This is a genomic window from Mesorhizobium sp. M7A.F.Ca.US.006.01.1.1 (genome assembly GCF_003997935.1).
Lineage (GTDB): Bacteria > Pseudomonadota > Alphaproteobacteria > Rhizobiales > Rhizobiaceae > Mesorhizobium.
Genome location: NZ_RZQL01000081.1, coordinates 1 through 25950 on the forward strand (window position 1 = coordinate 1; position 25950 = coordinate 25950).

Annotated in this window: 24 protein-coding genes and 1 pseudogene; 16 read left to right on the plus strand and 9 right to left on the minus strand. The window is 63.9% G+C overall.

The genetic code is table 11. From position 1 onward, the window contains the following. The 5 genes and pseudogenes from EN943_RS15990 to EN943_RS16010 form a co-directional block, all read left to right on the plus strand. Window positions 1-784 (plus strand): annotated as a pseudogene (locus EN943_RS15990) (DNA repair protein RecN); the annotation flags it as partial. A 112-nt stretch (window positions 785-896) separates the two neighbouring features. Continuing rightward, window positions 897-3101, plus strand: a complete 2205-nt coding sequence (gene ligA / locus EN943_RS15995; protein WP_127413413.1) for an NAD-dependent DNA ligase LigA — start codon at window positions 897-899, stop codon at window positions 3099-3101. Then, window positions 3101-3793: a TIGR02453 family protein gene (locus tag EN943_RS16000; protein ID WP_127413414.1), complete on the plus strand. Its 693-nt coding sequence runs from the start codon at window positions 3101-3103 to the stop codon at window positions 3791-3793. Before ligA ends, EN943_RS16000 begins: the two co-directional genes overlap by 1 nt. 167 nt (window positions 3794-3960) lie before the next feature. Further along, window positions 3961-4689: an AzlC family ABC transporter permease gene (locus tag EN943_RS16005; RefSeq protein WP_127413416.1), complete on the plus strand. Its 729-nt coding sequence runs from the start codon at window positions 3961-3963 to the stop codon at window positions 4687-4689. Then, window positions 4686-4982, plus strand: a complete 297-nt coding sequence (locus EN943_RS16010) for an AzlD family protein (protein WP_057142891.1) — start codon at window positions 4686-4688, stop codon at window positions 4980-4982. Before EN943_RS16005 ends, EN943_RS16010 begins: the two co-directional genes overlap by 4 nt. A 94-nt stretch (window positions 4983-5076) precedes the next feature. Here EN943_RS16010 and EN943_RS16015 read toward each other — a convergent pair whose 3' ends face one another. From EN943_RS16015 to EN943_RS16025, 3 genes are all read right to left on the minus strand, one after another. Further along, entirely contained in the window at window positions 5077-6921 is a 1845-nt protein-coding gene (locus EN943_RS16015; protein WP_127413418.1) for an aminopeptidase P family protein, read from the minus strand. 139 nt (window positions 6922-7060) lie between these two features. After that, window positions 7061-7933 carry a 50S ribosomal protein L11 methyltransferase gene (locus EN943_RS16020; RefSeq protein ID WP_127413420.1) on the minus strand — a complete coding sequence of 291 codons (873 nt, stop codon included), beginning with the start codon at window positions 7931-7933 and terminating at the stop codon, window positions 7061-7063. Between the two features lie 10 nt (window positions 7934-7943). Further along, window positions 7944-8522, minus strand: coding sequence for an SCO family protein (locus EN943_RS16025; RefSeq protein ID WP_127413422.1), 579 nt, complete (start codon window positions 8520-8522; stop codon window positions 7944-7946). Window positions 8523-8710: 188 nt separating this feature from the next. On the opposite strand from EN943_RS16025, the gene EN943_RS16030 reads away from it, so the two are divergent. The 3 genes from EN943_RS16030 to EN943_RS16040 all read left to right on the plus strand — a co-directional run bounded on the left by EN943_RS16030 (window position 8711) and on the right by EN943_RS16040 (window position 10439). Then, a complete protein-coding gene (locus EN943_RS16030) occupies window positions 8711-9229 on the plus strand; it encodes a CreA family protein (protein ID WP_127413424.1) in 519 nt (172 codons plus the stop codon). Between the two features lie 84 nt (window positions 9230-9313). Then, window positions 9314-9955, plus strand: a complete 642-nt coding sequence (locus tag EN943_RS16035; protein WP_127413426.1) for a DapH/DapD/GlmU-related protein — start codon at window positions 9314-9316, stop codon at window positions 9953-9955. Between the two features lie 190 nt (window positions 9956-10145). Further along, window positions 10146-10439 carry a hypothetical protein gene (locus EN943_RS16040; protein WP_127413428.1) on the plus strand — a complete coding sequence of 98 codons (294 nt, stop codon included), beginning with the start codon at window positions 10146-10148 and terminating at the stop codon, window positions 10437-10439. Between the two features lie 104 nt (window positions 10440-10543). On the opposite strand, the gene EN943_RS16045 is transcribed toward EN943_RS16040, so the two are convergent. Continuing rightward, a complete protein-coding gene (locus EN943_RS16045) occupies window positions 10544-11686 on the minus strand; it encodes a hypothetical protein (RefSeq protein ID WP_245475863.1) in 1143 nt (380 codons plus the stop codon). Between the two features lie 367 nt (window positions 11687-12053). Between EN943_RS16045 and EN943_RS16050 the strand changes: the two genes are divergently transcribed. After that, on the plus strand, window positions 12054-12479 hold the full coding sequence (locus tag EN943_RS16050) for a low affinity iron permease family protein (RefSeq protein WP_127413432.1): 426 nt from the start codon (window positions 12054-12056) through the stop codon (window positions 12477-12479). A gap of 3 nt (window positions 12480-12482) precedes the next feature. Here the strand turns inward: EN943_RS16050 and EN943_RS16055 are convergent, their stop codons facing one another. Then, a complete protein-coding gene (locus tag EN943_RS16055; RefSeq protein ID WP_127413433.1) occupies window positions 12483-13349 on the minus strand; it encodes an SDR family NAD(P)-dependent oxidoreductase in 867 nt (288 codons plus the stop codon). 164 nt (window positions 13350-13513) lie between these two features. Between EN943_RS16055 and EN943_RS16060 the strand changes: the two genes are divergently transcribed. Beyond that, window positions 13514-13795 (plus strand): hypothetical protein, encoded by a 282-nt coding sequence (locus tag EN943_RS16060; RefSeq protein WP_023813121.1) that lies wholly within the window; start codon window positions 13514-13516, stop codon window positions 13793-13795. Between the two features lie 52 nt (window positions 13796-13847). On the opposite strand, the gene EN943_RS16065 is transcribed toward EN943_RS16060, so the two are convergent. Then, on the minus strand, window positions 13848-14423 hold the full coding sequence (locus EN943_RS16065; protein WP_127413435.1) for a TMEM175 family protein: 576 nt from the start codon (window positions 14421-14423) through the stop codon (window positions 13848-13850). A gap of 240 nt (window positions 14424-14663) precedes the next feature. Here EN943_RS16065 and EN943_RS16070 point away from each other — a divergent pair, with 240 nt between their 5' ends. Together EN943_RS16070 and EN943_RS16075 are read left to right on the plus strand one after the other, a co-directional pair. After that, window positions 14664-15071 (plus strand): SH3 domain-containing protein, encoded by a 408-nt coding sequence (locus EN943_RS16070; protein WP_127413437.1) that lies wholly within the window; start codon window positions 14664-14666, stop codon window positions 15069-15071. A gap of 182 nt (window positions 15072-15253) precedes the next feature. Then, on the plus strand, window positions 15254-16465 hold the full coding sequence (locus tag EN943_RS16075) for an MFS transporter (protein WP_127413439.1): 1212 nt from the start codon (window positions 15254-15256) through the stop codon (window positions 16463-16465). Window positions 16466-16498: 33 nt separating this feature from the next. On the opposite strand, the gene EN943_RS16080 is transcribed toward EN943_RS16075, so the two are convergent. Together EN943_RS16080 and EN943_RS16085 are read right to left on the minus strand one after the other, a co-directional pair. Continuing rightward, complete coding sequence (locus tag EN943_RS16080) at window positions 16499-17959, minus strand: MATE family efflux transporter (protein WP_245475864.1); 1461 nt, start codon at window positions 17957-17959, stop codon at window positions 16499-16501. A 180-nt stretch (window positions 17960-18139) separates the two neighbouring features. Beyond that, window positions 18140-19615, minus strand: a complete 1476-nt coding sequence (locus tag EN943_RS16085) for an esterase-like activity of phytase family protein (protein ID WP_127413443.1) — start codon at window positions 19613-19615, stop codon at window positions 18140-18142. 307 nt (window positions 19616-19922) lie between these two features. Between EN943_RS16085 and EN943_RS16090 the strand changes: the two genes are divergently transcribed. From EN943_RS16090 to EN943_RS16100, 3 genes are all read left to right on the plus strand, one after another. After that, on the plus strand, window positions 19923-22334 hold the full coding sequence (locus EN943_RS16090; protein WP_127413444.1) for an FAD-dependent oxidoreductase: 2412 nt from the start codon (window positions 19923-19925) through the stop codon (window positions 22332-22334). 12 nt (window positions 22335-22346) lie between these two features. Next, window positions 22347-23900, plus strand: a complete 1554-nt coding sequence (locus tag EN943_RS16095) for a trimethylamine methyltransferase family protein (RefSeq protein ID WP_127413446.1) — start codon at window positions 22347-22349, stop codon at window positions 23898-23900. Between the two features lie 118 nt (window positions 23901-24018). Beyond that, entirely contained in the window at window positions 24019-24333 is a 315-nt protein-coding gene (locus EN943_RS16100) for a hypothetical protein (protein ID WP_127413448.1), read from the plus strand. A 22-nt stretch (window positions 24334-24355) separates the two neighbouring features. Here EN943_RS16100 and EN943_RS16105 read toward each other — a convergent pair whose 3' ends face one another. Next, window positions 24356-25381 carry a LacI family DNA-binding transcriptional regulator gene (locus EN943_RS16105; RefSeq protein ID WP_127413450.1) on the minus strand — a complete coding sequence of 342 codons (1026 nt, stop codon included), beginning with the start codon at window positions 25379-25381 and terminating at the stop codon, window positions 24356-24358. A 197-nt stretch (window positions 25382-25578) separates the two neighbouring features. Between EN943_RS16105 and EN943_RS16110 the strand changes: the two genes are divergently transcribed. Continuing rightward, window positions 25579-25950: Gfo/Idh/MocA family oxidoreductase (locus EN943_RS16110; protein ID WP_164778214.1), on the plus strand; the 372-nt coding region annotated here is incomplete at its 3' end.

A 25950-nucleotide genomic window follows, 5' to 3' on the forward strand; every position in this document is an offset into this window, starting at 1 on the left:
GGAGAAGGCGGAGGAGCGGCTGTTTTCGCTGCGCGCGGCCTCGCGCAAGCACAGCGTCGCCGTCGACGATTTGGCGCAGCTGCGCGACACGATGTCGGCCGACCTCGCCGATCTCGATGCCGGCGAGGAGCGCCTGCACGGCCTGGAAAAGCAGGCGGCCGCAGCGCGCGAGACCTACGACATTGCCGCTGCGCAGTTGTCCTCGCTTCGCCATGCGGCGGCGGTTGGCCTGACCAAGGCGGTCATGGCCGAATTGCCGGCGCTGAAGCTCGAACGCGCCGCCTTTATTGTGGAAATGAAGAGCGAGGCCGAGAGCCGCATGGAAGAGGGCATCGACCAGATCGAGTTCTGGGTGCGCACCAATCCAGGCACGCGGCCCGGGCCGATGATGAAGGTGGCTTCCGGCGGCGAGCTTTCGCGCTTCCTTCTGGCGCTGAAGGTGGCGCTGGCCGACCGTGGCTCGGCACCGACGCTGGTGTTCGACGAAATCGACACCGGCGTGGGCGGTGCTGTCGCCGACGCGATCGGCCAGCGGCTGGCGCGGCTGTCGAAGCGCGTCCAGGTGCTGTCGGTGACACACGCGCCGCAAGTGGCAGCACGCGCGGCGACGCATTTCCTGATCTCCAAATCCGGCACCACCGACCGTGTCGCCACCGGCATTGCCGAGATGGACCGATCGGCGCGTCAGGAAGAGATCGCACGCATGCTGGCCGGCGCCACCATCACCGACGAGGCACGCGCCGCCGCCGAGCGATTGCTGCGTGAGAACACCACGGCTGCATAAGAACAGCTGATGTCAGGGATCGAGTCAGGATATGGCTGCATCCCGCTGTTCAGGAATGCTTTTCCCAAAATCCTGATCTATTGTGGCGGACCACCGTCCGGGGAAGGAAAGCATGGCTGAAAAACCTGTCGATTCGCTCAGCGAAAGCGAGGCCGAAGCCGAGCTGAAGCGGCTGGCGGAAGAGATCGCCGAACACGACCGGCGCTACCATACCGAAGATGCGCCTGTTATCACCGACGCGGAATATGATGCCCTGGCACGGCGCAACCTTGCCATCGAGGAGCGCTTTCCGGCGCTGGTGCGCGAGGATTCGCCATCGCTCAGGGTCGGAGCGGCACCCGCGGAAGGCTTTACCAAGGTGCGCCATGCCGTGCCGATGCTCAGCCTTGCCAAGGCCTATACCGACGATGACGTCACGGATTTCATCGAACGCGGCCGGCGATTCTTCGATCGCGACAAGGAGCTCGACATCGCATTCACGGCCGAGCCGAAGATCGACGGGCTGTCGGCTTCGCTGCGTTACGAAAACGGTGTGTTCGTGCAGGGCGCGACGCGTGGCAACGGCGCCGTCGGCGAAGACATCACCGCCAATTTAAAGACCATCGCGGACATCCCGGCGAAGCTGAAAGGCTCGGGCTGGCCTGAAACCATCGAGATCCGCGGCGAGGTCTACATGACCTATGCGGAATTCGAGGCGCTGAAGCAGCGGTCGGCGGCGGTGGGCGGCCAGGACTATGTCAATCCGCGCAATACGGCGGCCGGGTCGCTGCGCCAGAAGGATCCGTCCGTCACCGCCAGCCGCAACCTCAAATTCTTCGCCTATGCCTGGGGTTACACGACGGCGGATCCCGCTCCGACCCAATATGATTCGGTGCAGAAATTCGCCGAGTGGGGATTCAAGATTAGCCCGCTGATGGTGCGGGCGAAATCGGCGGAGGAGCTGATCGCGCATTATCATCGGATCGAGGAGCAGCGCTCGGCGCTCGGCTACGATATCGACGGCGTCGTCTACAAGGTCGACCAGTTGGAGTTGCAGCGCCGATGGGGTTTCGTCACCGGCGAACCGCGCTGGGCGGTCGCGCATAAATTCCCTGCCGAACAGGCGATGACGACGGTGGAGAAGATTGACATCCAGGTCGGCCGCACCGGCACACTGGCGCCGGTTGCGCGGCTGGCGCCGGTCACTGTCGGCGGCGTCGTGGTCGAGAACGTCACGCTGCACAATGAGGACTACATCAAGGGCCTGGACTCGACCGGCCAGCCGATCCGCGACGGCATCGACGTTCGCATCGGCGATACGGTCGTGATCCAGCGGGCGGGCGATGTCATTCCGCAGATCGTCAGCGTGGTCATCGACAAGCGGCCGGCTGACGCCGTGCCCTACGAGTTCCCGCATACTTGCCCAATCTGCGGCTCGCCGGCGACGCGCGAGATCAACGAGAAGACGGGCAAGGAAGATTCGCGCCGGCGCTGCACCGGCGAACTGATCTGCCCGGCGCAAGCGGTGGAGGGATTGCGCCACTTCGTGTCACGCGGGGCCCTGGACATCGAAGGCCTCGGCGCGGAGAACATAGACACGTTCTTCAATGCGGGATTGATCAAGACCGCCGCCGATATCTTCACGCTCAGGGACCGCCGTCCGGCTGTCACCAGGGCGCTGGCCGAGCGCCGCGAGGAGCAGGCAAGGCAGCGCGAGGCCGCATCGGGCAAGACGCGCAAGAATGTGCGCAGCGTCGAGGATCGCAACTATGAGGGCCTCGACAAGCTGTTCGCCGCCATCGATTCGCGCCGCGAGCCGGAGCTCGACCGCTTCATTTTCGCGCTCGGCATCCGCCATATCGGCGAAACGACGGCCGCCGTGCTTGCCCGCACCTTCTCGACCATCGAGGAGCTGATCCGCGTCGGCGAGGAGACAGCGGCAGCGGAAGATCCACACACGGTTTTCCCCTCGGTCAACGGCATCGGCGATACCGTGATCGACGCTTTGCGCGACTTCTTCGGCAATGAGCGCAATGACGACGTGCTTGATGCGTTGCTCCGCCAAGTCAAGCCGAAGCCGTATATCGTCAACGTCTCGGCCGACAGCGAGGTCGCCGGCAAGACGGTCGTGTTCACGGGCTCGCTGGAGAAGATGACGCGCTCCGAAGCCAAGGCGATGGCGGAGCGCCTCGGCGCCAAGGTCGCGGGCTCGGTTTCAGCGAAGACGGATCTGGTGGTCGCCGGGCCGGGTGCCGGCTCCAAGCTCAAGCTCGCCAGCGAACTCGGCATCGAGGTGATCGACGAGGATGCCTGGCTGGCGCGGATCGGCAAGGCCTGATGGACGGCGCATTCAAGGGATTCGGGCCAAAAGCCATTCCGTTCCTCAAGGCGCTGGATTTCCACCAGAGCCGGGAGTGGTTCCTGGAAAACCGCGACCTGTTCGAACAGGAATTGCGCGATCCGCTCAGTGATCTCGTGGACACGCTGACCGAACGATTCGCCGAGGCCGGGCTCGGCTTGCGCGGCGACCGCAAGAAGTCGCTGTTCCGGATCAATCGCGACGTGCGCTTCGCCAAAGACAAGCGGCCCTACAACAGGCATTTGTCGGCCATCCTGTCGCCCGACGGCACCAAGATGGAGCAGGGCGTGTTCTACGTCCATATCGGGCTTGAGCGCTGCTTTGCCGACATTGCCTGGTGGCAGCCGGAGCCGGCGCTGCTGCTGGCGATGCGCAAGGCCATCGTGACAAAGCCGGACAGGTTTCGCGCCCTGGTGGCGGCGTTGAAGAAGAACCGGCTTGAACTCGAGACCGAAGGCCGCATGAAGCGTACGCCGCGTGGCTTCGAGGAAATCAGCGATCCGGATCTGGTCGCCGCCATCCGCCACCGGCATTTCTATGTCCAGCATCTCATCGATCCGGCCGGAATCCATACGGCTGATCTGGTCGACGAGCTCGTCGATTTCACCTTGCGCGCCAAGCCGCTGCTCGACTGGGGCAGGGCGATCGAGGGCAAGATCCCGAAGGAATAAGCGTCTAACTCAGCCGATCCGGGCGATCATTTCCGCTGATCGTTTGGCTCAAGCGAATTCGTGTGACACGGCAAGCCGCGCCACCTACATACCGCGCTTCCCTTGTTGTTATGCATGCCGTTGTCCCCCCCTACGCACTTTTGGGCGACATGCATCAGGAGTGGTTGATGGCGACGGACGCAATTTCCGAGAGCGGCGATAGAAGCGATTTCTGGCAGGGCGTGCGGTTGTCGATGCCTGTGGTGGTGGCGTCGGCGCCGTTTGCTGTGCTGTTCGGCGCGCTCGCCGTCGACAATGGCTTCTCGGTCCTGGAAGCCTTCCTGATGAGCGCGCTGGTCTATGGCGGCGCCAGCCAGATGGTCGGCATCCAGCTGTTCGGCCAGCATGTGGCGCCGTGGCTGATCGTGCTGTCGATCTTCGCCGTCAATTTCCGCCACGTGCTCTATTCCGCCGGCATCGGCCGGCGCATCGCGCACTGGCCTGTCATCAGCCAAGCACTCGGTTATTTCATCCTCACCGATCCTCAATTCGCGGTGGCCGAAGCGCGGGCGCAATCGGGCCAGGCGGTCGGCTTTGCCTGGTATTTGGGACTTGGCTTGCCGGTCTATCTGTTCTGGATCGTCGAAAGCGCGCTTGGCGCGCTGTTCGGCAAGCTGATCCCCGACACGCATGCGCTCGGCATCGATTTCCTGCTGCCGATCTATTTCCTCGGTCTCGTGCTGGGCTTCCGCAAGCGGCCGCTGTGGCTGCCGGTGGTCATTGCCAGCGCTGCCGCCTCGATCATCGCCTATAAGACGGTGGGGTCGCCCTGGCATGTCTCGATTGGCGCTGTTGCCGGTGTGCTGCTGGCGGTCATCCTGCCTCCCCATCACAGCGGCGTAAAGGCACGGCCATGAGCACGACCTTCTGGATCATCATCGCCGGCGCAATCGCGACCTACCTGACGCGCATCGGCGGGCATCTGGTCATTTCCCGCTTCGACACCATCCATCCGCGCGTCGAGGCGGGCCTCAATGCCGTGCCGGCCGCGGTGCTGACGACGCTGGTGGCGCCCGAGCTGTTGAATGCCGGGCCGGCGGAGTGGGCCGCACTCGTGGTCACCGCGGTGGTTTCGCTTCGCGGCGGGCTGATGGCGATGTTTCTGGCAGGTGCGGCGGTTCTGATTTTGGCGCGGCAGTTCGTCGGATAAGGCTCTGCCGCAGCAATTACCTCGAACGGAGGCGCTGCCCCTCATTGCCCTGCCGGGCATTTCTCCCCGTGAACGGGGAGAAAGAAAGCTCACTTCAAATCTTGGCGTCGTGCGGCAGCGGCGCTGTCGCTTTTTCCAGCCAGGCCAGCGTTTCGCCGTCGAGCATCGGGCCGATCTCGGCCAGCACGCGGGCATGGTATGTGTCGAGCCAATGCAGCTCGTCGCGCGTCAAAAGGTCCGACTGCACCAGTCTTGTGTCGATCGGCGCCAGCGTCAGCGTCTCGAAGCCGTGCATGGCGATGTCGCCGCCCTCGACCTCTTGCGTCGGCGTCACCAGTATCAGGTTCTCGATGCGGATGCCGTAGGCGCCTTCCTTGTAGTAGCCCGGCTCGTTGGACAGCATCATGCCTTCGAGCAGCTTTTCGGTGCCGGTGCGGGCGATACGCTGCGGGCCTTCATGCACGGCCAGATACGAGCCGACGCCATGGCCGGTGCCGTGGGCGAAGTCGCAACCGTGCTTCCACAGCGCCATGCGCGCGACGGCATCGATCTCGGAGCCGCGGGTGCCGGCGGGAAAGCGCAAGGTGGAAATGCCGATCATGCCTTTCAGCACCAGGGTGAAGCGTTCGCGCATCTCCTGTGTCGGCTGGCCGATCGGCACGGTGCGCGTGATGTCGGTGGTGCCGTCCTGATACTGCGCGCCGGAATCGAGCAGGAACAGTTCGCCGGCCTGCAGCTTGCGGCTGGTGGCGCGAGAGACGCGATAATGCATGATGGCGCCGTTCGGGCCGGCGCCCGAAATGGTGTCGAAGGAGACGTCGCGCAGCGGCATCTGGGTTTCCTCGCCGGTCCGCCGGCGCTGTTCCTCCAGCCTGGTGACGACAGCGATCTCGTCGAGCGAGCCGGGTTTTTGCCGCTCCAGCCAGCAGAGAAGCTTCGCCACAGCCGCGCCATCACGGCGATGCGCGGCACGCGAGCCATTGATCTCGGCCTGGTTCTTGGTGGCGCGCGGGATGCGGGCGGGGTCAGCTGCTGCAATGACGGCACCGCCATTGGCCTCGACCAGCATGCGCAGCCTGTCGGCCGCCAGCACGGGGTCGAGCGCGATCTTGGCGCCACTCTTGGCAAGCGCTGTGATCGCCGCTTCGAATTCGCCGGGTTCATGCGGCTCGGCGAGCTGGGTGAGGTAGGCCGCGACCTGGCGCGAGAATTTGCGCCGATCCATGAAAAGCTGGTGCGACCCGTCGGCGGCGAGGATGGCGAAGCCGAGCGCCAGCGGCGTGTGCGGCACGTCGCCGCCACGGATGTTGAAGGCCCAGGCGATGGAGGAGGGGTCGGTCAGCACGGCATGGGTGGCACTGTCCTTGCCGATCGCTGTCGCCAGCCGCGCCAGCTTGTCCTTGGCAAGCTCGCCGGCAAAGCCGATCGGGTGAAGCTCGACGGGAGCCACCGGCGCATCGGGCTGATCCTTCCAGATGATGTCGATCGGGTTCTTGTCGAGCGGCACCAGCACGGCGCCTGATTTGTCGGCCGAAGCCTGCAGCGCCTTGACCTCGCTGATCGTGTGCAGCCATGGATCGAAGCCGAGCCGTGCGCCCTTGCCAAGATTGTCTTTCAGCCAGACGGCCGGGGGATTGTCGACCAGGCTTTCGATCGAAAAGACGTCGAGATCGACCTCGCTGCGCACCTGCAGCGTGTAGCGCCCGTCGACAAAGACGAAGGCGCGGTCTCGCAGGACGATGGCGACACCGGCCGAGCCGCTGAAGCCGGTCAGCCATTTCAGCCGCGCCGAGCGGTCGGCGACATATTCGCCCTGGTGCTCGTCGGCACGCGGCACGATGAAGCCGTCCAGCCCGTTGGCTTCAAGCCATTGGCGCAGCAGCGCCACGCGCGGTTTGCCGACGGCCGGGTCGCCCGCGGAATCGAAGGTCTGGAACATTGTGGGCCTCCTGATATCGGCGTGACCGTAGCCTATGGACCGGGAAAGCGGAATCGATTTCCCAGTCCGCGCAAACTGTTACAGCATCGCTTGGCTGACAACCGGTGGAACTTGGTCCAAGCTCGGTCGTTGCCGGGGCTCAATGCTTGAGGTGGATCGTCACCCAGCCCTCGCGGTGCAAGGTGCGCACGTGGCGAAAATTCTGGCCGACATAGGCCGAGATGGCGGCGTCGCGCTGACGCTCGAGGATGCCTGACAGCACGATCGAGCCGCCAAGCGCGATGTGACCGGCCATTTGCGGCGCCAGCCGCATCAGCGGCCGCGCCAATATGTTGGCGACGATCAGATCGAAGGGCGCGCGCTTGCCGAAGATCGGGTGGTGAAAGCCTGGCGCGGTTGCTGTTTCCACCAGTGCCTTGACGTGGTTGAGCCGCGAGTTTGCGGCAGCCACCCGCACCGCCACCGGATCGATGTCGGTGGCCAGCACCGGAATGTGCGCCAGCTTGGCGACGGCAATCGCCAGCACCGCACTGCCGGTGCCGAGATCGAGCGCATTGCGCGGGTGTTCGCGCCGCACCACTCTTTCCAGCATCTCCAGGCAGCCGGCGGTGGTGCCGTGATGGCCGGTGCCGAAGGCGAGGCCGGCCTCGATCTCGATGGCGAGTTCGCCGCTGTGGCGTTTCCTGCGGTCATGCGCGCCGTGGACGAAGAAACGTCCGGCACGCACCGGCTTCAGCTCTTCCAGCGAATGCGCTACCCAGTCGATGTCGGGCAGCGCCTCGCGCTCGATCGGCTTCGACAGGGAAAGGCCGGCAAGGATGTCCTTCAGCCGAGTCTCGACCGCATCGACGTCGCCATCGGCATAGAGCGACACTTCGTGGATGTCTTTGTCCTCGTCGACCTCCAGGACGGCGATAGGCAGCCCCTCTTCCTCGAAGGCCGCCTCGAGTGCCGCGAAAATGCTGACGGACTCGATCTTTCCGGTGGTGAAGTAGAGGCGCGTCTGGGTCATGAAATGGTAATCAGCCTTTCGCCGCCAGCCGCTTCAGCTTGGCGATGGCCGTATCGGCGCTTTCGCCGTAGGCGATTGTGCCGGCGAAGTCGCCCTTGGCGTTGAGCAGCAGCACCGAGGCGGTGTGGTCCATCGTGTAGTCGCCGTCGCCGGTATCGACCTTCTTCCAGTAGATGCCGAACGACTTGGCCATGGCATGGACCTTGTCGGGAGCGCCCGTGATGCCGATGATACGGTCGGAGAAATTGCTGACATAGGCGTTCATCACTTCCGGCGTGTCGCGTTCGGGATCGACCGAGACGAAATAGGCATGCAGGTTCTTGCCGTCGTCGCCGAGCGTTTTCAGCCAGCCGGCCAGCTCGAACAGCGTGGTCGGGCAGACCTCGGGGCAATGGGTGAAGCCGAAGAAGACGACGCTGGGCTCGCCCCGGAAAGCGGCTTCGGTGATCGGTGCGCCTTTCTGGTCGACCAGGGTAAAGGCGGCACCGAAGGGCTCGCCGCCATAGTGGCCGCGGTACCAGTCGAAGGTCAGCCAGCCGATGCCGGCCGCCATCAGGACGAGAATACCGACCAGGATAGAACGCATCATCAGAAAAGTCCGTCTGCAGAAATCGCCGCGCCGGCTCAATGCCGCGCCTGTGCGACAGTCTTAGCGGTTCGGCCTCGCACAGGCAAAGTGCCGCGTTGCCGCAACCGCAATGGTGTCGACCTATCTGCTTGCAAAGCCGGGCTGCTCGCCCCACCTGTGACCGGCAACTCGAACCGCAGGAGGCTCTTTTGCCACGACTGATTGGGCACGGATTGATTGGGCGAAAACTGATCGGCGGCGCATTAGCCGCGTGCGTTGTCCTTGGCGCCGGGGCCGCCGTGGCCGATGAAGTCGGCAAGGTCGGTGTCGACTGGCTCGGCAACGATATCATCGTCGAGGCGATCAAGGATCCGAAGGTGGAGGGTGTGACCTGCCACGTTTCCTATTTCGATCGCGGCATCATCGATCGCCTGCACAAGGGCAACTGGTTCGAGGATCCGTCCGATTCCTCGATCTCCTGCCGCCAGACCGGTCCGATCACCATCGGCGACATCGACATGAGCGAGGGCGGCGAGGAAGTGTTTAAGCAAGGCATCAGCCTGATCTGGAAGAAGCAGGTGGTGAACCGCATCTACGACAAGGCCAACGAGACGCTGATCTATCTATCGCATTCGCGCCAGGTGCAGAACGGCTCGGCCAAAATGTCGGTTACCACCGTGCCGCTCTACGGCCAGAACGTGGTGTGGAGCAAAGGCAAGCCGCAATAGGCGCTTCAGTTCCTTCCCGGAACTGGTCAGACGGACAATTGGTCCCGCTTGCGGGACCAATCGCCTGGGGGTAAAGCCGCCGGCATGGACCGTTCCGAAAATCTCGTCCCGAAAGACCCCGAGCCGCGCATCCATCCGACCGCCGAGTTGAAGGCATGCAAGCTCGGCCGCTATGCCTCGATCGGCGAGCGGGTGGTGCTGCGCGAGGTGAATGTCGGCGACTTCTCTTATTTTGAACGCCACTGTGAAGCGATCTACACGACGATCGGCAAATTCTGTTCGATCGCCGCCAACAGCCGCGTCAATGCGCTGGAGCATCCCATAGAGCGGCTGACCCAGCACAAGCTCAGCTACCGGCCGAACGAGTATTTTCGCTGGCTGGGCGTCGATGCCGCCTTCCGCGAGCGGCGGCAGGCGAAAGCCGTGACCATCGGCCATGATGTCTGGATCGGCCACGGCGCGGTGATCATGCCCGGGGTCACCATCGGCAATGGCGCGGTGGTTGGCGCCAACGCAGTGGTGACGCGTGATGTGCCGCCCTACGCGATCGTCGCCGGCGTGCCGGCGAAGACTCTCCGGCCGCGCTTCGCTCCGGATATCGCGGTGCGGATCGAAGCTCTCGCCTGGTGGGACTGGCCGGTCGAAAAGCTCGCCAGAGCGGTTCCCGACATGCAGGCAATGCCGATCGAAGCGTTCCTCGATCGCTGGGAAAACGACGCCGTCTGACCAGCTCAAGACGTCGACGGTAACCAATTTTCTTAACGTAAAATATTAAAGTTAAGAAATGGAAAACGGATTGTATCCGCGAAATTAAACACTCCAAGGTTGCAAGAGTTTCGGCGAAATGCACTACTCAGTTCGGGGGTAAGTCGTAAGAAGTCGAAGAAAACACTACTAGCAACAATGGAGATAAGTCATGAAGAAGTTCGCGCTTGTACTCGCCGCTGCTATGGTTTCGTTCTCGACTGTCGGCGCCTATGCCGGCGGCTGGGGAGGTAGCTCGGGTAGCCTGATCAATGTGTCGCCGTCCATCGGTGTCGGCCAGGTGACCGCGCTCAATGGCATCCTGAGTGGCAACAACATCCTGAGCGGCAATGTCGTCCAGGGCATTCTGAACGGCAACAAGACCAACGTCCTTACCGGCGTTCTCAGCGGTATCGGCGTCAATATCCTTGGCGGCAACAGCTACAAGCTCGGCAGCCGTCACTGAGCAGGAGAGTCACGGGCATCCTATGTCACGTGTCGTGGGCAGGAGGGTCTTCAACACCCTCCTGCCTCCGCTTGTGGGTCTGCCCAGTCAAGCGCGGGAATGAGCTAGATCTTCGCCCGCAGGCCCACAAATGCATCGACCGTGTGTTCGCGCTCGTCGATCACGGTCTTGAAGGTCTCGGAAACGTCGACGCGAACGACAATGGCCATCGATTTGGTCGCGTTGTACGTCGCTTCGGCATAGACGCCTTTGCGGCGCTCCTGGTTCTCGTAGAGCAAATTGTCCTTGAGCTCATAGAAGATGCCGGAAGCGATGCCGAGGTTTTCGCGCACCTTCATGCCCAGTTCCAGTTCCGCGCGCTGCAGCCAAGAAGCTAACGGATCGTCGGTTTCGGACGTTTCGTAGCGGCCGAAATAGGTGCCGCGCAGCTCGAAGCCATGCGGCAGAGGCTTGCCGAAGGTGACTTGCCAGGTCGGACGCCAGCGCTGGTAGATGTTGTCGGCGCCACGCAGGAACTGCGCACCCAGCGCCACGCCGAGCGTCGAACCATCTGATGCTTTGTAGGCCGCCTCGGCGCGCAGCGTATAGGCGTTGAACGACAGGAACAGCGGCGGGTAACCGATTTCCTGGACGCTGGCGAACAGCGCAGACGCGGACGCGCCGAAGGCAAGCTGGCCAACTGTCCGGGTGAGCCGAGCCGCCAACTGGAAGAGATTGCGGTCGGCATGCAGCTTGGCCGGCAGGATGAGATCTTCCTGGAAATGCGTCGCGCCGAGCTTTTCATAGCTGTCGGCGGCCTCGAGGATCAGCGAGGTGGCGTTGCCGAGGTCGATGCCGAGTTGTGTCTGAGCGCCGAAGACCTGCTTGAACTCGCGCGTACCCAGCGTCAGCGGGCCGATATCCAGATTGTCGCCGGTGCTGGAGACGCGATAGCTCAGCGATCCCCTCAGTTCGAGACCCGGGCCGAGGCGGCGGAAGGCCTCGGCCGATAGCGACAATCCGCGGTCGTCCTCGATCGAGGTCTTGTCGAAATGCGTTACCTGGAAGTCCGCGCTGATTTTCGCGTTGGCGTCGTTGTCGCCCCATTGCTGCTGCAGCGAACCGCGCAACAGCGTGTACCAGTCCTTGACCGCATGGTCGCTGTCCAGCGCGTTGTTGGTCCAATGCCGTTCGAGACTGCCGGTAATTGTCGGATCGGTCGCTATTTCGGCAGCCGGTGCCGTTGACGGTTCTGCCCTGGCGGTCACGGCCGCGCAGGCCATCAGCAGGCCTAGGCCGGCGCTGCCAAGCAATCTGCGGGAAAGTGGAGCGACCGTCTGTCTTTCTGCCGGTCGGCGCTTTCGGGAAACCATGCTCCGCGCTCTCCGGACTGAAACCCCTTCCGCCATGCGGGGGTGGCGCAGCGGAAGGGGCTGGAGGTAAACCGCTGTGAAGCGGAAGGAACAGGCACTCTTGCCTGCAGGATTACTGTGGCATTGAACCCATAAGGTGTGTTTTCCGGACTATTCTCTCTATGCGTGTAGTCAATTGTACCCGAGGTATTTGCTTGCATCGGGAACCTGAAACGGTCGCTGGTTGTTTCTCATCGCGCCGCAGCGTCGAGGATTTCGATAGATGGAAAAGCATTTCACCAAGGTCGCCAACTGGGTCGCCCGCATAGCCGGCCTGCCGCCGACATTCGCCGTCTGTTGCCTGATCGTGATCGTCTGGGGGGTGAGCGGTCCGTTCTTTGGTTTTTCGGACACCTGGCAGCTCGTCATCAACACGGGCACGACCATCATCACCTTCCTGATGGTCTTCCTGATCCAGAACACTCAGAACCGCGATGGCGCGGCGATCCAGGCCAAGCTCGACGAACTGATCCGGGTCGGCAAGGGCCACAACCACTTCATCGGCATCGAGCATCTGACCGAATCCGAAGTCGAGGAAATCCGCGCCAAATGCGAGCGTGCGGCAAAGCGGCATGACGAACAGATCGCAGACATGGCGGCGAAGAAGGTTGTGGCGAGGAAGCGCGGGTCGAAAAAGCAGGCGGCCTGAAAATCAGCCCTTCATGAACGCCGCGAAACTGTCCTTGTGGTCCGGATGCCAGCGCGACAGGGCTGGGCGGTTCTCGATGATGTCGCCGATCGCCCAGGCCATGCGCTTTTCATCCAGCGGGCGGGCCGCCTCATTGTCTGGGCACAGGATGTAGAAATCGCCTCTGGTCAGGGATTCCAGCATGAAATCCACAACCTGTTCGCCGGTCCAGGCGCCGACCGGTTTTTCCGTCGCGCCCTCGGTCAGGCCTGTAAAGGTGAAGCCGGGGATCAGCAGATGGGCAGCGACATGGGCACCGGGTTCGTTGCGCAACGCATGCGCCAGGCCTTCGGTGAAGGTTTTCACTCCTGCCTTGGAGACATTGTAGGCAAGATTGCCGGGCGGCGTGGTGATGCCTTGCTTGGAGCCGGTGTTGACGATCAGGCCCGGCCTGGCCGAGGCCAGCATGCGCGGCGCGAAGGCCTCCACGCCGTGCACGACGCCCCAGAAATTGATGTCCAGCAGCCGTTTCCAGGCATCGCGGTTTTCCCATGGCTTTCCGGGGTTGTCGCCGACGCCGGCATTGTTCATCAGCAGCGACACGCCGTCGAAGGCGCCGAACGCCCTCTCGGCGAGGCGATCCACCTCATCCGCCTTCGAAACGTCGGCGGCGACGGCAAGCACGGCATCGCCGCCGGCAATCGCAGAAACGGCGCGCGAGGCGTCGTCCAGCCGCGCGCCGCCAATGTCGGCCAGCACGATCTTCATGCCCATCAGTGCAAGCCGCTTGGCGGCCGCCAGACCGATGCCGCTGGCCGCGCCGGTGATCACGGCGGCATTGCCTGGGGCAAGCGCGGGCAGGGCGGTCTGGATCTCGGCGTCGGTGATCATGGGCGATGGGTTCCTTGTTCGATGGCGCCGAACTTAGTGCCGGAACCGGCCGATGCAAGCCTCTGCCCGCCTTGTCGGGTTGACCAGTCCGGTCGAGGCTGCGCATGTTGCCCTTTGCCTCCGCAAAAGAGATTTTGCCCTGGGGACAAACGGAGATTTCCTGATTGACGGACTGGGTTGCAATTCTGAAGGAACAGACCGCCATTGGCGACCAGATGGGCCGCGAGGTGCCGCAGATGCTGGCCAACCCCGACATCAGCGAAACGCAGGTGAAGACACTCTTTTCCGCCCTGGAGAAACAAGCCGAGTTCGTCGAGAAACTGCGCATGGCGCTGGAAAAGTTCGGCCATGATTTCTCGATCATCAAGGCCGCGGAACGGCTGGAGGAGCGCTATGCCGACCTCGCTGCATCGGTGGCGGAAAAATTGAAAGCGATGCGAAAGTAGGGCAATTCCGGGAAAGCCGTGCAGCGCTTTGCGTGGAAAATGCGTGAGACAGCTACTTTTCGATCACCCGCGCAAAGCGCGTATCCGGTACGAGCCATATCATCGCGACCAGCACATAGAGCGCGACACCGATCCACTGGCTGACGAAGGTCAGCACGACGGCCACGATGTAGACAGCCAGCGAGAGCTTCCCCTTTCGGTCATTACCCAGCGCCTTGGCAAAGGCGGTATCATTGCCGTGCAGGCGATGCAGCGCGGCGGCGAGTATGGTGTAGGCGATGGCGCATAGCGCGAGGTCGGTGCCATAGACCGCGACCGGCACCGGCGCAAAGTGGTTTTCGCCCATGAAGGCCGTCGTCACCGGCATCAGCGACAGCCAGAACAGCAGATTGAGGTTCGCCCACAGCACGCGCCCGTCGACCCGTTGTACGGTGTGGAACATGTTGTGCAAATTGTTCCAGTAGATGCCGACATTGATGAAGGACAGCACGTAGCAGAAGAAGATCGGCCACAAGGGCACCAAGGCGGAGAAATCCTCGCCATGCGGCACTTTCAACTCAAGCACCATGATGGTGATGATGATAGCCACGACGCCATCGGTGAATGCCTCGACCCTGCCTTTGCCCATGGATCCCACCTTTGCCCGCGATGAATTGTCGAAAGAGAGTAAACGCTAGCGGATGTTGAGGAGCCAATAAATGGCAACCGGGAAATTCTTCAACCATGTCCAAGGAAAATCCGGCATCATTCCCGCTGGTCAGGACGGTTACGGCCGCCCACCTGTTGACTTTTCTTGGCTTGGCCGCTCCTCTTGCAGGGCAATCTTGGCCGAAGCAGATGAACGGCCGGGATTCGAATGGAGGGACTGATGAGATTTCGTTTTCTGCTTGTGGTCGCGACCATCCTGACCGCGGTCTTCGGGACGTCCGCCGCGGCCTTCGCCTACAGCGCCCACACCTCGACCAACCTCAACGTCCGCAGCGGGCCGGGAGCCGGATACGCCAGGGTGGGAACGCTGCCCGCCGGCTTCAGGGTCAATGTCACCGGCTGCCAGCCGGGCTGGTGTAGAATCCATGGCGGCGGCGTGAGCGGCTGGGTCAGCGCCGGCTATCTCGAGCGCTCCCAGATCGTTAGCCCGCCGATCATCATCGTGCGTCCGCCGCATCGGCCGCCACACTGGCACCATAGGCCGCATCATCGTCCTCCGCACCATCGCCCGCCGCACAAGCCACGTCCCGGCAAGTGCAAGATCGCGCCCGGCTTCCCCTGCAGGTAAGCCGACCGCCTGAGCGATAGATGACGGATCGGAGCCGTTGGCCCCGATCCGACCTGTTCCGCCGGTGGACATCCCGTTCAAGCAATGTCCACCGTGCTGTCAGGAGCCTGCCTGTCGGCTGGAACGTCGTGGCTGAAACCGCGTTAAATCCTCGATCCCCGAAATCGGTGACGAGGTTGGCCATGGCCATTCGCGATTTTGCGCACACGCACGAAGGGGCAGGTGGCGATGCTCTTGCAATCCCCACCGTCGCCGCGATGATTGCGGTGCTGTTTGCCGGCAGCACGGTGCTGACGCCGCTCTATATCGTGTACAAGCAGCAATTCGGCTTTTCACAAATCACCCTGACGCTGATCTACGCCGTGTATGTCGTCGGCAATCTGGCGGCACTTCTGATGTTGGGCGGCGTCTCCGATGTTGTCGGGCGCCGGCCCGCGAGCCTGGCGGCCATGCTTGTCGCCATCGTCAGTGCGCTTGTCTTCCTGTTTGCCGGAAACGTCGCCTCGCTCGACGTCGGCCGCATCCTGAGCGGGCTTGGCATCGGCGTCGGCGCGGGGACCGGAACCGCGTGGATTGCCGAGCTTCTTCCCGGCGCCGACAAGTCGCGCGCCAGTGTGATTGCCACCAGCACCAATTTCCTCGGCCTCGGCTTCGGCGCACTGATTTCGGGACTGCTGGCTGAATATGAGCCATGGCCGTTGCGGCTGATCTTCATCGTCTATCTGGCAGCACTGGTGGTGGTAACGGTCCTGGTCTGGCGCACTCGCGAAACGGTGGCGAAGCCGGCCGGCCTCGGGCGGATTTCCTGGCGGCCGCAACTCTCCGTGCCCGAGGAAATCCGTGCGCGCTTCGTCGCGCCGGCGGTGACCGGCTTCGGCGCGATGGCGCTGGTCGGGTTCTACGCCGCGTTGGCGCCGAGCATCCTGGCGCAGCAGCTGCATGTGACCAACCACGCCGTCGCCGGCGCGCTGTTCTTCGAGCTGGCGATCGTCACCGCGATCAGCATCGTCGTTCTGATGCATATGAAGAGCAACAAGGCGATGTTGGCTGCGCTGGCATTGATGATCCCAAGCGTCTTGTTGGTGGTGGCGGCGCAGATACTGGCCTCGATGGCACTGATAGTTGCTGCGACGGCCTGTTGCGGCGTTGCGGCGGCGCTTGGGTACCGTGGCGGGCTGCAAGTGGTGAACGAGATCGCGCCGCCGCAACGTCGCGCCGAAGTGGTGTCCAGCTTCTTCATCTGCTGCTTTGTCGGCAACGCCTTGCCCGTCATCGGCATTGGCGTCGTTTCGACCTATGCCAGTCCCATTGCCGCGAGCCTGGCGTTCGCCGGCATGATCGTAGCGTTTGCGTTGGTGGCACTGGCTTTTGGGCTGAAACAACACAAGCGTTGAGCCCTGGAGCGGTCCAGCGGAACCGGGCTGGCTTCAGCCGTTCGGTGTTTCAGGCGAAAGATGCGCGCGTCCGCGCGGCACGCCAAGACCGGTGTCCGGCGGCTCGCCGGCAGCCGGCCTGTTCTCGATCATGTGCGTGGTGCGCCAGCGGCCGAAGCGGTAGTAGGCAGCGGCCAGTACAAGCGAGCTGATCGAGCCGGCCGGGAAGCTCCACCACAGCGCTTCCTCGCCGATCACGCCGCGCATGAAATAGGCAAAGCCGGTGCGCACGATCAGCACCGAAATGATCAGGATGATCAGCGGCGGCATCACGGCACCCGTGGCTCGCACGGTGGCAAACAGCACGATGGTTATGCCGAACAGGATGAATGACCACGAGGCGACATTGTTGATGTGGACGGCGATGTCGATCGCCGCGCTGTCGCGGCTCAGGAACAGGCTCAGCACCGAACGGTCGAAAACCGACAGCACGGCAACCAGTGCGCCGGTCAGGACCAGGTTGAAGCCGACGCCTGAGGCGGCGATGCGGCCGATCCGGTCCCAGCGCCCGGCGCCGACATTCTGCGCCGCCATCGAGGACACCGCGGCGCCGATGGCGAGCGCCGGCATCTGGATGTAGGTCCACAGCTGGGCGGCGATGCCGTAGGCGGCGGCGACCTGTGAGCCGTAGGAATTGACGATGCCCATCACCGTCAGTGCCGCCGCCGAAATGACGATCATCTGCAGGCCCATCGGCACGCCCTTGAAGACGACGATGCGAAGCAAGGTGGGATCGGGCCGCAGCAGAGCGAGGTTGGCGCCGGCCAGCCGCAGCGGATGCTTGCGCACATAGAGCACGATCAGGATGGCGATCACGCTTACCGTCTGGCCGATCAGCGTGGACGTGGCGGAGCCCGCGATGCCGAGTTCGGGAAACGGTCCGATGCCGGCGATGAGCAAGGGGTTGAGCACGATGTCGAGGACGACGGCCAGCGCCATGAAGAAGAATGGCGTGCGTGAATCGCCGGCACCGCGCAGCACGGTCATGACGAAGGACAGAAGGTTCATCATCGGCACAGCGACGAAGATGATGCGCAGATAGGAGCGCGCCAGCGGCAAGGCGTCGGCCGGTGTGCCGAGCGTGTTGAGAATGGCGTCGACCCAGATCCAGCCGCAGACCGCGAAGATAACCGAGACGAGGAAGAAGAACGTCGCGCTGGTGCCGACGATGCGGCGCGCCTCGGGCAGGTCGCGGGCGCCGACCGACTGGGCCACCAGGATGGTGGCCGCCATGCCGATGCCGAACACAGTGCCGAGGATCAGGAACAGGACGAGGTTGGCGTTGGAGGTGGCGGTCAGTGCAGATTCGCCGAGGAAACGGCCGACCCAGACGGCGTTGATTGAACCGTTGAGCGACTGCAGCACGTTGGAACCGAGCACCGGCAGGGCGAACAGCAGAAGCGTGCGCGGGATCGGGCCGCTGGTCAGGTCACTGGCGCGCCGGCGCGCGGGCATTTTTTCGTCCATGGCGGGCAGCTCGGCAGATGGTGATTTGGATCCAGTCCACGATGATATCGCAGGCGGGACCGAGATGCACCCTTGCGAACGCTCCGCACGGTTGAAAGGCCGCTGCCCCGTTCATGCCCAGCCGCGAGCCCCGGCGGACGCGCCAAGCGCGCCCGCCCATGCAGTGCGTTACTTCTTGGCGAGACCCGGCAGCGTGACCTGATAGACCAGGAAGATGGTGTCGACATTGGCGCCGTCTTCCGCCTTGTAGGGTGCGCCGACCTGAAAACCGTCCTGGGCGAGGAAGTCGTTGTCGTTGGCGACGAACAGGAAGTAGTCGTCGGGCAGCTTCGGATCGAGAACGCTGACCACCGACATCGCCTCCCACTTCTCCGACAAGTTGTTCTTGTCGTTCGGCGCACCATTGTGCAGGCCGAAGCGGCCGAGTTCGCCCTTGTCGTTGATGTCGATGAACGGCGTCAGCTTGGCCGGCGTCACAGACGGGTCGAGCACGCCCTTGGGTGCCAGCGGCTTGTCGGCGGCATCGAAGGCGCCGCCGGCGATGTCGGTCGCGGCCGAGACGTCGACGACGAAGATCTGGCGCACCAGCGAGGTGTCGCCCTTCAGCCCCTGGCCGTTGCCGCTGTCGCGCGCCAGCATCAGGAAGGTCTTGTCGGAGAGCGCCACGATCTCGCTCTGCGCGGCGATCTTGGTCTTGCCCTTGGCATCCTTGAAGACCGGCAGCGGCACGACATACTCATGCGCAAGCTTGAGATGAGCGGGGTCGGAGGCGTCATAGACCAGCGCGCGGGTGTTCTGGCGCGTCGCGGGCGAATCGCCGCCATCCTGGCGGGGCGCTGATTGCAGCACCGCGATCAGGAACTTGCCGTCCGGCGTCATCGCCATGCCTTCGAGGCCCTGATTGTTCTGGCGGCCGGTGTCGGGATCCTTCGGATCGGGTTCGGCAGCACCTGGACCCGGATTGTCCGAGGCGAAGTTCGGCGCGCCGTGGCGCATCGGTACGAGGGCGGCCGGTGGCTGGGTCGCCGACAACAGATGTCCGTCGGCGGAAAACCGGTAGATGTTCGGGCCGTATTCGTCGGAGATGAACATCGAACCGTCGGGCAGGCGCACGATCGCCTCGTTGTCGAGCGCCAGCTTGCCGTTGGCTTCGGGCAGGATCGGCATGTCGCCGCTCGCCGCGCGCACGCCGTTGAGCGGATCGAGGCCGGTGGCATCAGCGCCCTTGTCGTCGGTGAGAAGCATGGTGTCGGCAAGCGTCGCCTTGACGCCAGCCTGCTGCTGGCCGGCGGCTGGTGCCGCACCCGGTAGCGTCGGGGCAAACTCGATGCCGATCGTGTTGAGGCGCGGCCGGTAGTCGGTGGTGCCGACGACATTGTAGCCGCGGTCTGGCAGCAGCCAGAGCGAACCCTTGTAGCCGGTCGCATCATGCGTCCAGCCTGCCGTATCGATCGACATGCCGGAGCCCGAGCCAAACGTCTCGCCGAACTTGTCGCGCTGGGCGGCCGGGATGCGGCCGACGCCGACCAGCCCCTTGTTGACGAGGCCGCCGACGGTCGCGGTGCTGTCGGCGAGCGCCGGCGTCAAGGCGGTGAACAATACCAGCGCGACGCCGAGCGACGCGGTTCGGTACAGGTGTTTCATGGATAATCCTCTTTGTGACGGATGTGCCGGAGCGGCCGCGAGATGAAAAACTGAAAGAGGTGCGACATCGATGATGCCGCGCGCGCTTCCCCGAAACGCGGTCTACGGCGCGAACATGATGCTTGCGTGACAGCACGCGGTGCATGCCCGCCGTCTTCTTCAGGCGTCGATAAAAACGTGCGCCTGGCGGAAAGAATTGATCACTCCGTCAGTCTCAGATCGGCAAAAAGCCGCGCGCGCTGGCGCTGGACACTTATGTCCAGTACGTATATGGTCTGGCCTTCGGACTAACCGTGGAGGGGAAGCCTTGAAGTCGCACTACCGCGCAGTCGTCATCGGAGGTGGCGTGGTCGGAGCCTCGGTGCTCTACCATTTGACGCGGTTCGGCTGGAGCGATGTGGCGCTGATCGAGCGCGCCGAACTGACGGCCGGTTCGACCTGGCACGCAGCGGCAGGCTTCCATGCGCTCAACGCCGATCCCAATGTGGCGGCGCTGCAGGACTACACCATCAATCTCTATCGGGAAATCGAGGCCGAATCCGGCCAGAATATCGGCCTGCACATGACGGGTGGCGTGAACATCGCGAGCGATCCCGCGCGCTGGGAGTGGCTGAAATCGGCCTGGGCGGTGTTCCAGTCGGTCGGCATCGAGACCGCTCGGCTGGTCACGCCCGACGAGATCAAGGCGATCTGCCCGATCGTCGACGTCACCGGTGTGCTTGGCGGCCTGCATGATTCCAACGAAGGCCATCTCGACCCGTACGGCACGACGCATGCCTATGCCGGCGCTGCAAAAAAGCGCGGCGCCGATATCATCCTGCGCAACCGGGTCGTCGAGCTGAAGGCGCGCGCCGACGGGCGCTGGGATGTCATCACCGAGCAGGGCACCATCATCGCCGAGCATGTCGTCAATGCCGGCGGGCTGTGGGCAAAGCAGCTCGGCCGCATGGCCGGCGTTGACCTGCCGGTAACGCCGATGGAGCACCACTATTTCGTCACCGAGGACATTCCCGAGATCGCAGCACTTGACAGGGAAATCGGCATCGCCGTCGATCTCGACGGTTTCTCCTACCTGCGGCAGGAGCGCAAGGGCGTGCTGCTGGGCGTCTACGAGCAGAACCCGAAGCACTGGAACATGGATGGCGCGCCTTGGGACTACGGCATCGAGCTGATCCCGGAAGACATCGACCGCATCAGCCCGGAACTCGCCAAGGCGCATGAGCGCTTCCCTTGCCTGGCGACGGCCGGCATCCGCAAATGGGTCAACGGCGCCTTCACCTTCACGCCGGACGGCAATCCGATCGTCGGGCCGGTGCGCGGCCTGAAGAACTACTGGGTCGGCTGCGGCGTCATGGCCGGCTTCAGCCAGGGCGGCGGCGTCGGCAAGTCACTGGCCGAATGGATGATTTTTGGCGAACCGCAGGCCGACATCTTCGGCATGGACATCGCCCGTTACGGCGCTTTCGCCGCCAACCGGGAATATCTCAGGCAGACGACGCGCCAGTTCTATTCGCGCCGCTTCGTCATGACCTTTCCCAATGAACGGCTGCCGGCCGGCCGGCCGCTGAAACGCCCCGGCGCCTATGACGGCATGAGCGCGGCGGGATGCGAATGGACGGCATCGTGGGGGTTGGAAATCCCGGCCTATTTCGCGCCGATGGGGTTTGCCGAGAACACGACGCTGCGCCGATCCAACGCCTTCGACATCGTCGGCGACGAGGCGCTGCAGGTGCGGCGTGCCGCCGGTCTCGTCGATATCTCGGCCTATGCCCGCTATGCGGTGTCCGGGCCTGGCGCTGAAGCGTGGCTCGACCGGCTGCTCGCCTGCAGATTGCCGAAGCCGGGGCGGGCTGGTCTGGCGCCGATGCTCGGCCCTGACGGACGGCTGAAGGGCGACCTCACCGTCTTCAACTGGGGCGGCGGCGACTATTGGCTGATGGGCTCCTACTATCTCCGGGAATTCCACATGCGCTGGTTCGAGAGCCATGCGGCTGAGGGCGTCCCCGTCGCCGACCTCTCCGACACGATGAGCGGTTTCCTGCTGACCGGGCCGAATGCGCGCAAGATACTGGAGCGTACGACGCATCAGGATGTGTCCGGCGCAGCGCTGCCGTTCATGGCCTGCGGCGCATTCGACATCGGCATGGTGCAGGCACGTGTCGCGCGGCTGTCGATATCAGGCGAACTCGGCTTCGAAATCAGTTGCCCCGCCACCATGCACGCCACGTTGCGCGAAACGCTGCTGGCCGCCGGCGAGGATCTCGGCCTTGCCGAAATCGGCTATTACGCGCTCAATGCGCTGCGGCTGGAGAAGAGCTTCGGCATCTGGTCGCGTGAATTCACGCAAGGCTATACGCCGGGTCAGACCGGTCTCGACCGCTTCATCGCTTTCGGCAAGAGCGGCTTCATCGGCCGTGAAGCAGCGTTGAAACAGCGGGAGGCCGGCAGCGGCCAAAGCCTGGTGACGCTGGAAATCGATGCGCTCGACGCCGACGCCAGCGGTTTTGAGCCTGTCTGGCATCAGGGCCGGCGCGTCGGCTTCGTCACCTCGGGCGGCTATGGCTATACGGTTGGCAAGAGCCTGGCGCTGGCTCTCGTCGACCGCGATTTCGCGGGCGAGGGCACCGCGCTCTCGGTGCATGTCGTGGGTGAGGAGCGGCCGGCGCGTGTCGTCGCGGCCTCGCCCTACGATCCCCAGGGCAAGGCAATGCGGCAATGAGGAGGATTTCCGATGGTCGATGACGCGGCACGGGACGGCAGGCGCGAACGCCGGCGTGGACGCACGGGCGAGGCCGGCAGCGAAAGCAGCCGCCATCCCAATTACCATTCGCTGAAGAACCCGTTCCTGCCGCAGCCGATCTTTTCGGACGATCAGGTGGCCGCGATTCACGACACGGCGCTGCGGGTGCTGGAAGAGCTCGGCATCAAGGTCCTGCTGCCGCAGGCGCGTGAGCTTTTCGCCAGTGCCGGCGCCCTGGTCGACCCTGACACCGACATGGTGCGCATCGGTCGCGACATGGTGACGGCAGCACTCGCCTCGGCGCCGAGATCGATCCACGCTCACGCCGGTTCGCGCGCCCGCGATCTGACACTCGAGCTCGGCTCGATGACCTTCCTGGCCGGATGCGGGGCACCGAACGCCACCGATCTCGAGCGCGGCAGGCGGCCGGGAACGCTGGCCGATTTTGAGGATCTCATGCGGCTGGTGCAGCATTTCGACGTGCTGCATATGCTCGGACCCTGCATCGAGCCGCAGGATGTCGACAACCGCTTTCGCCACTATGCCGTCAACCGCGCGCAGCTGACGCTGTCGGACAAGTTTCCGTTCGTCTTCGCGCGCGGCACGCCGCAGGTCGAGGACGGGTTCGAGATGCTGCGGCTGGCTCGCGGCCTGTCGCAGGACGAGTTTCTGGCGAATGCATATTGCTACACCGTCATCAACACCAACTCGCCGCGCCAGCTCGACATTCCGATGGCGCAAGGCATCATCGATTTCGCCCGCGCGGGCCAGGTCTCCGTCATCACGCCGTTCTGCCTGGCGGGCGCCATGGCGCCGATCACGGTCGCCGGCGCACTGACGCTGCAGCACGCCGAAGCGCTGGCCGGGCTGACGCTGGCGCAGATCGTGCGGCCAGGTGCGCCGGTCGTCTACGGCTCTTTCTCCTCCAATGTCGACATGAAATCCGGCGCGCCAGCCTTCGGCACGCCCGAGCATGTCAAGGCGACGCTGGGCGCCGGCCAGCTGGCGCGCTTCACTGGGCTGCCGTGGCGGTCCGGCGGCGGCAGTGCGGCCAACATCTCCGACGCGCAGGCCGCGCACGAGACGCAGTTCGCGCTGTGGGGCTCGGTGCTGGCCGGGGCGACGATGTGCATCCATGCCGCCGGCTGGCTGGAGGGCGGCCTCAGTGTCTCCTTCGAGAAACTGATCACCGACATCGAGGCGCTGCAGACGGTGGCTGAACTCTGTGCCGCGACGCCCGGCGACACCGATACAATCGGTTTCGAAGCGATCGCCGAGGTGCAGCCGGGCGGGCACTTCTTTTCGGCCGGCCACACCATGGCGCGCTACCGCACCGCCTTCTACGAACCACTGGTGGCCGACTGGTCGAATTTCGGCAACTGGACGCAAAGCGGCTCGAAGACCGCAAGCGAGCGCGCCACCGGTGTCTGGAGGCGGGTGCTTGCCGATTTCGCACCACCGGCCTCGGCCGTCGCGACCTCAGGCATGCTGGACGAGTTCATCGCGCGGCGCACGGCAGAGGGCGGAGCGGCGCCGGTATCTTAGGCTGGCTCTCGCCGATCGCCCTGGTTGTGGCGCGATCCGGAACCTACAGCGCCTCCCACGCATTCAAGGTTGCGGCCGGTGCACTGCGCACCGGCGTGCTTTTTGAGGGGAGGACGACATGGGTTTCGACCAATATCACGAACCGCCCGAGGAACTGACGCAGAAGGTGCGGACCTTTGCCCGCATGATCACCTCGCTGATCGAGGAGGCGGAAGCGATCAGCTGGTACGAACAACGCATGTCGGTGGAGAAGGACCCGCAGGCGCGCGCCATCATGAAGAACGCGCAGGGCGAGGAGTTCAAGCACTTCGGCATGGATCTCGAATTTCTGCTGCGCCAGAAGAAGGACTGGCGCGCGGAACTGAAGGAAATCCTGTTCACCACGGGCGACATCGTCAAGGCCGGCGAGCGAGGCGAGAAGAAAGTGGACTAACGCCTTTACCGGCTTCCGACTGTCAATCGCTGTCGCGCGCGACCAGCTCCAGCGGCCAGACTTCGCGGATGATCCGTGGACCCTCGGGGCCGGCGAAGGCCGGGATCGAGGCCAGCAGCATTTCGGCGAGCCGCTGTCCCATCGGCTCCAGCGCTGGGCGGAAGGCAGTCAGAGCCGGGGAAAAATAGCGGCAGAGCGGCGTGTCGACGATGACTGTCACCGCGATGTCCTGGCCCGGCCTGATGCCCATCTCGGCCAGTGCCTTGCAGCCTCCGAGCGCCATCACGTCATTGTTGAAGATGATGGCGGTCGGCGGGTTCTTGGAACGCATGACCCTCGGTGTCACGGCATAGCCGCCGGCCTCGTTGATGAAACCGTCCGCGATCAGTTCCGGGTCGACTTCGATGCTGTGTCTCAACAAGCCCTTGCTATAGCCGTCGAGGAACAGATAGCTGAAATTGAGGTCGAGGGACGGGCGGATGGCGGCGATGCGGCGATGGCCTCGCGCCACAAGCCGGTCGACCGCATCGGCGCCAGCCTTTTCGAAATCGAGGTCGAGGCTGGGATAGGGCCTGGCCCCGGAGCGGCTGCGACCGACCGTGGCGAAGGGGAAACCAGCCTGGGTCAGGTAATCGATGCGATCGTCCTCGCGCCGGGTCCAGGCGAGCACCACGGCATCGGCGCGGCGCGTCTCGACGACACGGCGCAGGCGCTCCTGCTGGTAGTCGCCGGGCGCACCCATGACCACGATCAGGTCGAGCCCGCTTTCGGCGAGTTTGGCCTGTAGCCCGATCAGGAACGGCATGAAGAACGGTTCGCCATATTGCTGGTCGCCCGGATGCGGCTGCAGCATGAAGGCGATCGAATGGGTGGCGCCTTGCCTGAGACTGCGGCCGGACTGGTTCGGCGAATAATTGAGCGCCCTGGCCGCCTCGAGCACGCGCTTGCGTGTGTCGGCATTGACGTCGGCGCGGCCGTTCAGCGCCCGCGACACCGTGCCGATCGAAATGTTCAGGTGACGGGCAAGGTCGTGAATGCTGGATGCCAAGTGACTGTACTCCCCCTTGCTTGGCTAGCACCGGTAGCCGCTCAGGCCAAGGCGACAGGACGATTTTCGCCAAGGGCCAATTGACATTCTACGCCTTCGGGTGTGTTCTCGTAAACGTTTACGGAAAAACGTTTACGGTCTTGCCGTGGATGCCGTGACGATCGGTCTGGAGGGACCGAGCGGAGGAGGAGCGCCGGATGATCAATGCCGTCCTGGTCGGCTGCGGAGCGATGAGCAAGGCCTGGCTCGATGCCATCAGGCAGATCGACGGGCTCGCCATTGTCGGCCTTGTCGACCTCGACGCCGACAGGGCGCGGGCGAGGGCGCAGGAATACGATCTCACCGATTCCGTCATAGGCAGCAATCTCGACGCCGTCCTCGACCAGACCAAACCACAAGCGGTATTCGATGTTGTGGTCCCCGCTGCACGGCGCGAAGTTGCGCTATCCGCCTTTGCGCACAATTGCCATCTGCTGACGGAAAAGCCGCTCGCCGACAGTCGGGAAAATGCGCGCGCCATCGTCGAGGCCGCGCGCCGCGCCGGGCGCATCCATGCCGTCGTGCAGAAC

Excerpts from the sequence above, each read along its gene's own strand:
- EN943_RS16055 (WP_127413433.1), bottom strand. The coding sequence starts at position 13,349 with ATGATCACCGACGCCGAGATCCAGACCGCCCTGCCCGCGCTTGCCCCA.
- EN943_RS16050 (WP_127413432.1), top strand. The coding sequence starts at position 12,054 with ATGGAAAAGCATTTCACCAAGGTCGCCAACTGGGTCGCCCGCATAGCC.
- EN943_RS16085 (WP_127413443.1), bottom strand. The coding sequence starts at position 19,615 with ATGAAACACCTGTACCGAACCGCGTCGCTCGGCGTCGCGCTGGTATTG.
- EN943_RS16010 (WP_057142891.1), top strand. The coding sequence starts at position 4,686 with ATGAGCACGACCTTCTGGATCATCATCGCCGGCGCAATCGCGACCTAC.
- EN943_RS16000 (WP_127413414.1), top strand. The coding sequence starts at position 3,101 with ATGGACGGCGCATTCAAGGGATTCGGGCCAAAAGCCATTCCGTTCCTC.
- EN943_RS16070 (WP_127413437.1), top strand. The coding sequence starts at position 14,664 with ATGAGATTTCGTTTTCTGCTTGTGGTCGCGACCATCCTGACCGCGGTC.
- EN943_RS16075 (WP_127413439.1), top strand. The coding sequence starts at position 15,254 with ATGGCCATTCGCGATTTTGCGCACACGCACGAAGGGGCAGGTGGCGAT.
- EN943_RS16100 (WP_127413448.1), top strand. The coding sequence starts at position 24,019 with ATGGGTTTCGACCAATATCACGAACCGCCCGAGGAACTGACGCAGAAG.
- EN943_RS16020 (WP_127413420.1), bottom strand. The coding sequence starts at position 7,933 with ATGACCCAGACGCGCCTCTACTTCACCACCGGAAAGATCGAGTCCGTC.
- EN943_RS16005 (WP_127413416.1), top strand. The coding sequence starts at position 3,961 with ATGGCGACGGACGCAATTTCCGAGAGCGGCGATAGAAGCGATTTCTGG.
- EN943_RS16015 (WP_127413418.1), bottom strand. The coding sequence starts at position 6,921 with ATGTTCCAGACCTTCGATTCCGCGGGCGACCCGGCCGTCGGCAAACCG.
- EN943_RS16065 (WP_127413435.1), bottom strand. The coding sequence starts at position 14,423 with ATGGGCAAAGGCAGGGTCGAGGCATTCACCGATGGCGTCGTGGCTATC.
- EN943_RS16035 (WP_127413426.1), top strand. The coding sequence starts at position 9,314 with ATGGACCGTTCCGAAAATCTCGTCCCGAAAGACCCCGAGCCGCGCATC.
- EN943_RS16025 (WP_127413422.1), bottom strand. The coding sequence starts at position 8,522 with ATGATGCGTTCTATCCTGGTCGGTATTCTCGTCCTGATGGCGGCCGGC.
- EN943_RS16080 (WP_245475864.1), bottom strand. The coding sequence starts at position 17,959 with ATGCCCGCGCGCCGGCGCGCCAGTGACCTGACCAGCGGCCCGATCCCG.
- EN943_RS16040 (WP_127413428.1), top strand. The coding sequence starts at position 10,146 with ATGAAGAAGTTCGCGCTTGTACTCGCCGCTGCTATGGTTTCGTTCTCG.
- EN943_RS16095 (WP_127413446.1), top strand. The coding sequence starts at position 22,347 with ATGGTCGATGACGCGGCACGGGACGGCAGGCGCGAACGCCGGCGTGGA.
- ligA (WP_127413413.1), top strand. The coding sequence starts at position 897 with ATGGCTGAAAAACCTGTCGATTCGCTCAGCGAAAGCGAGGCCGAAGCC.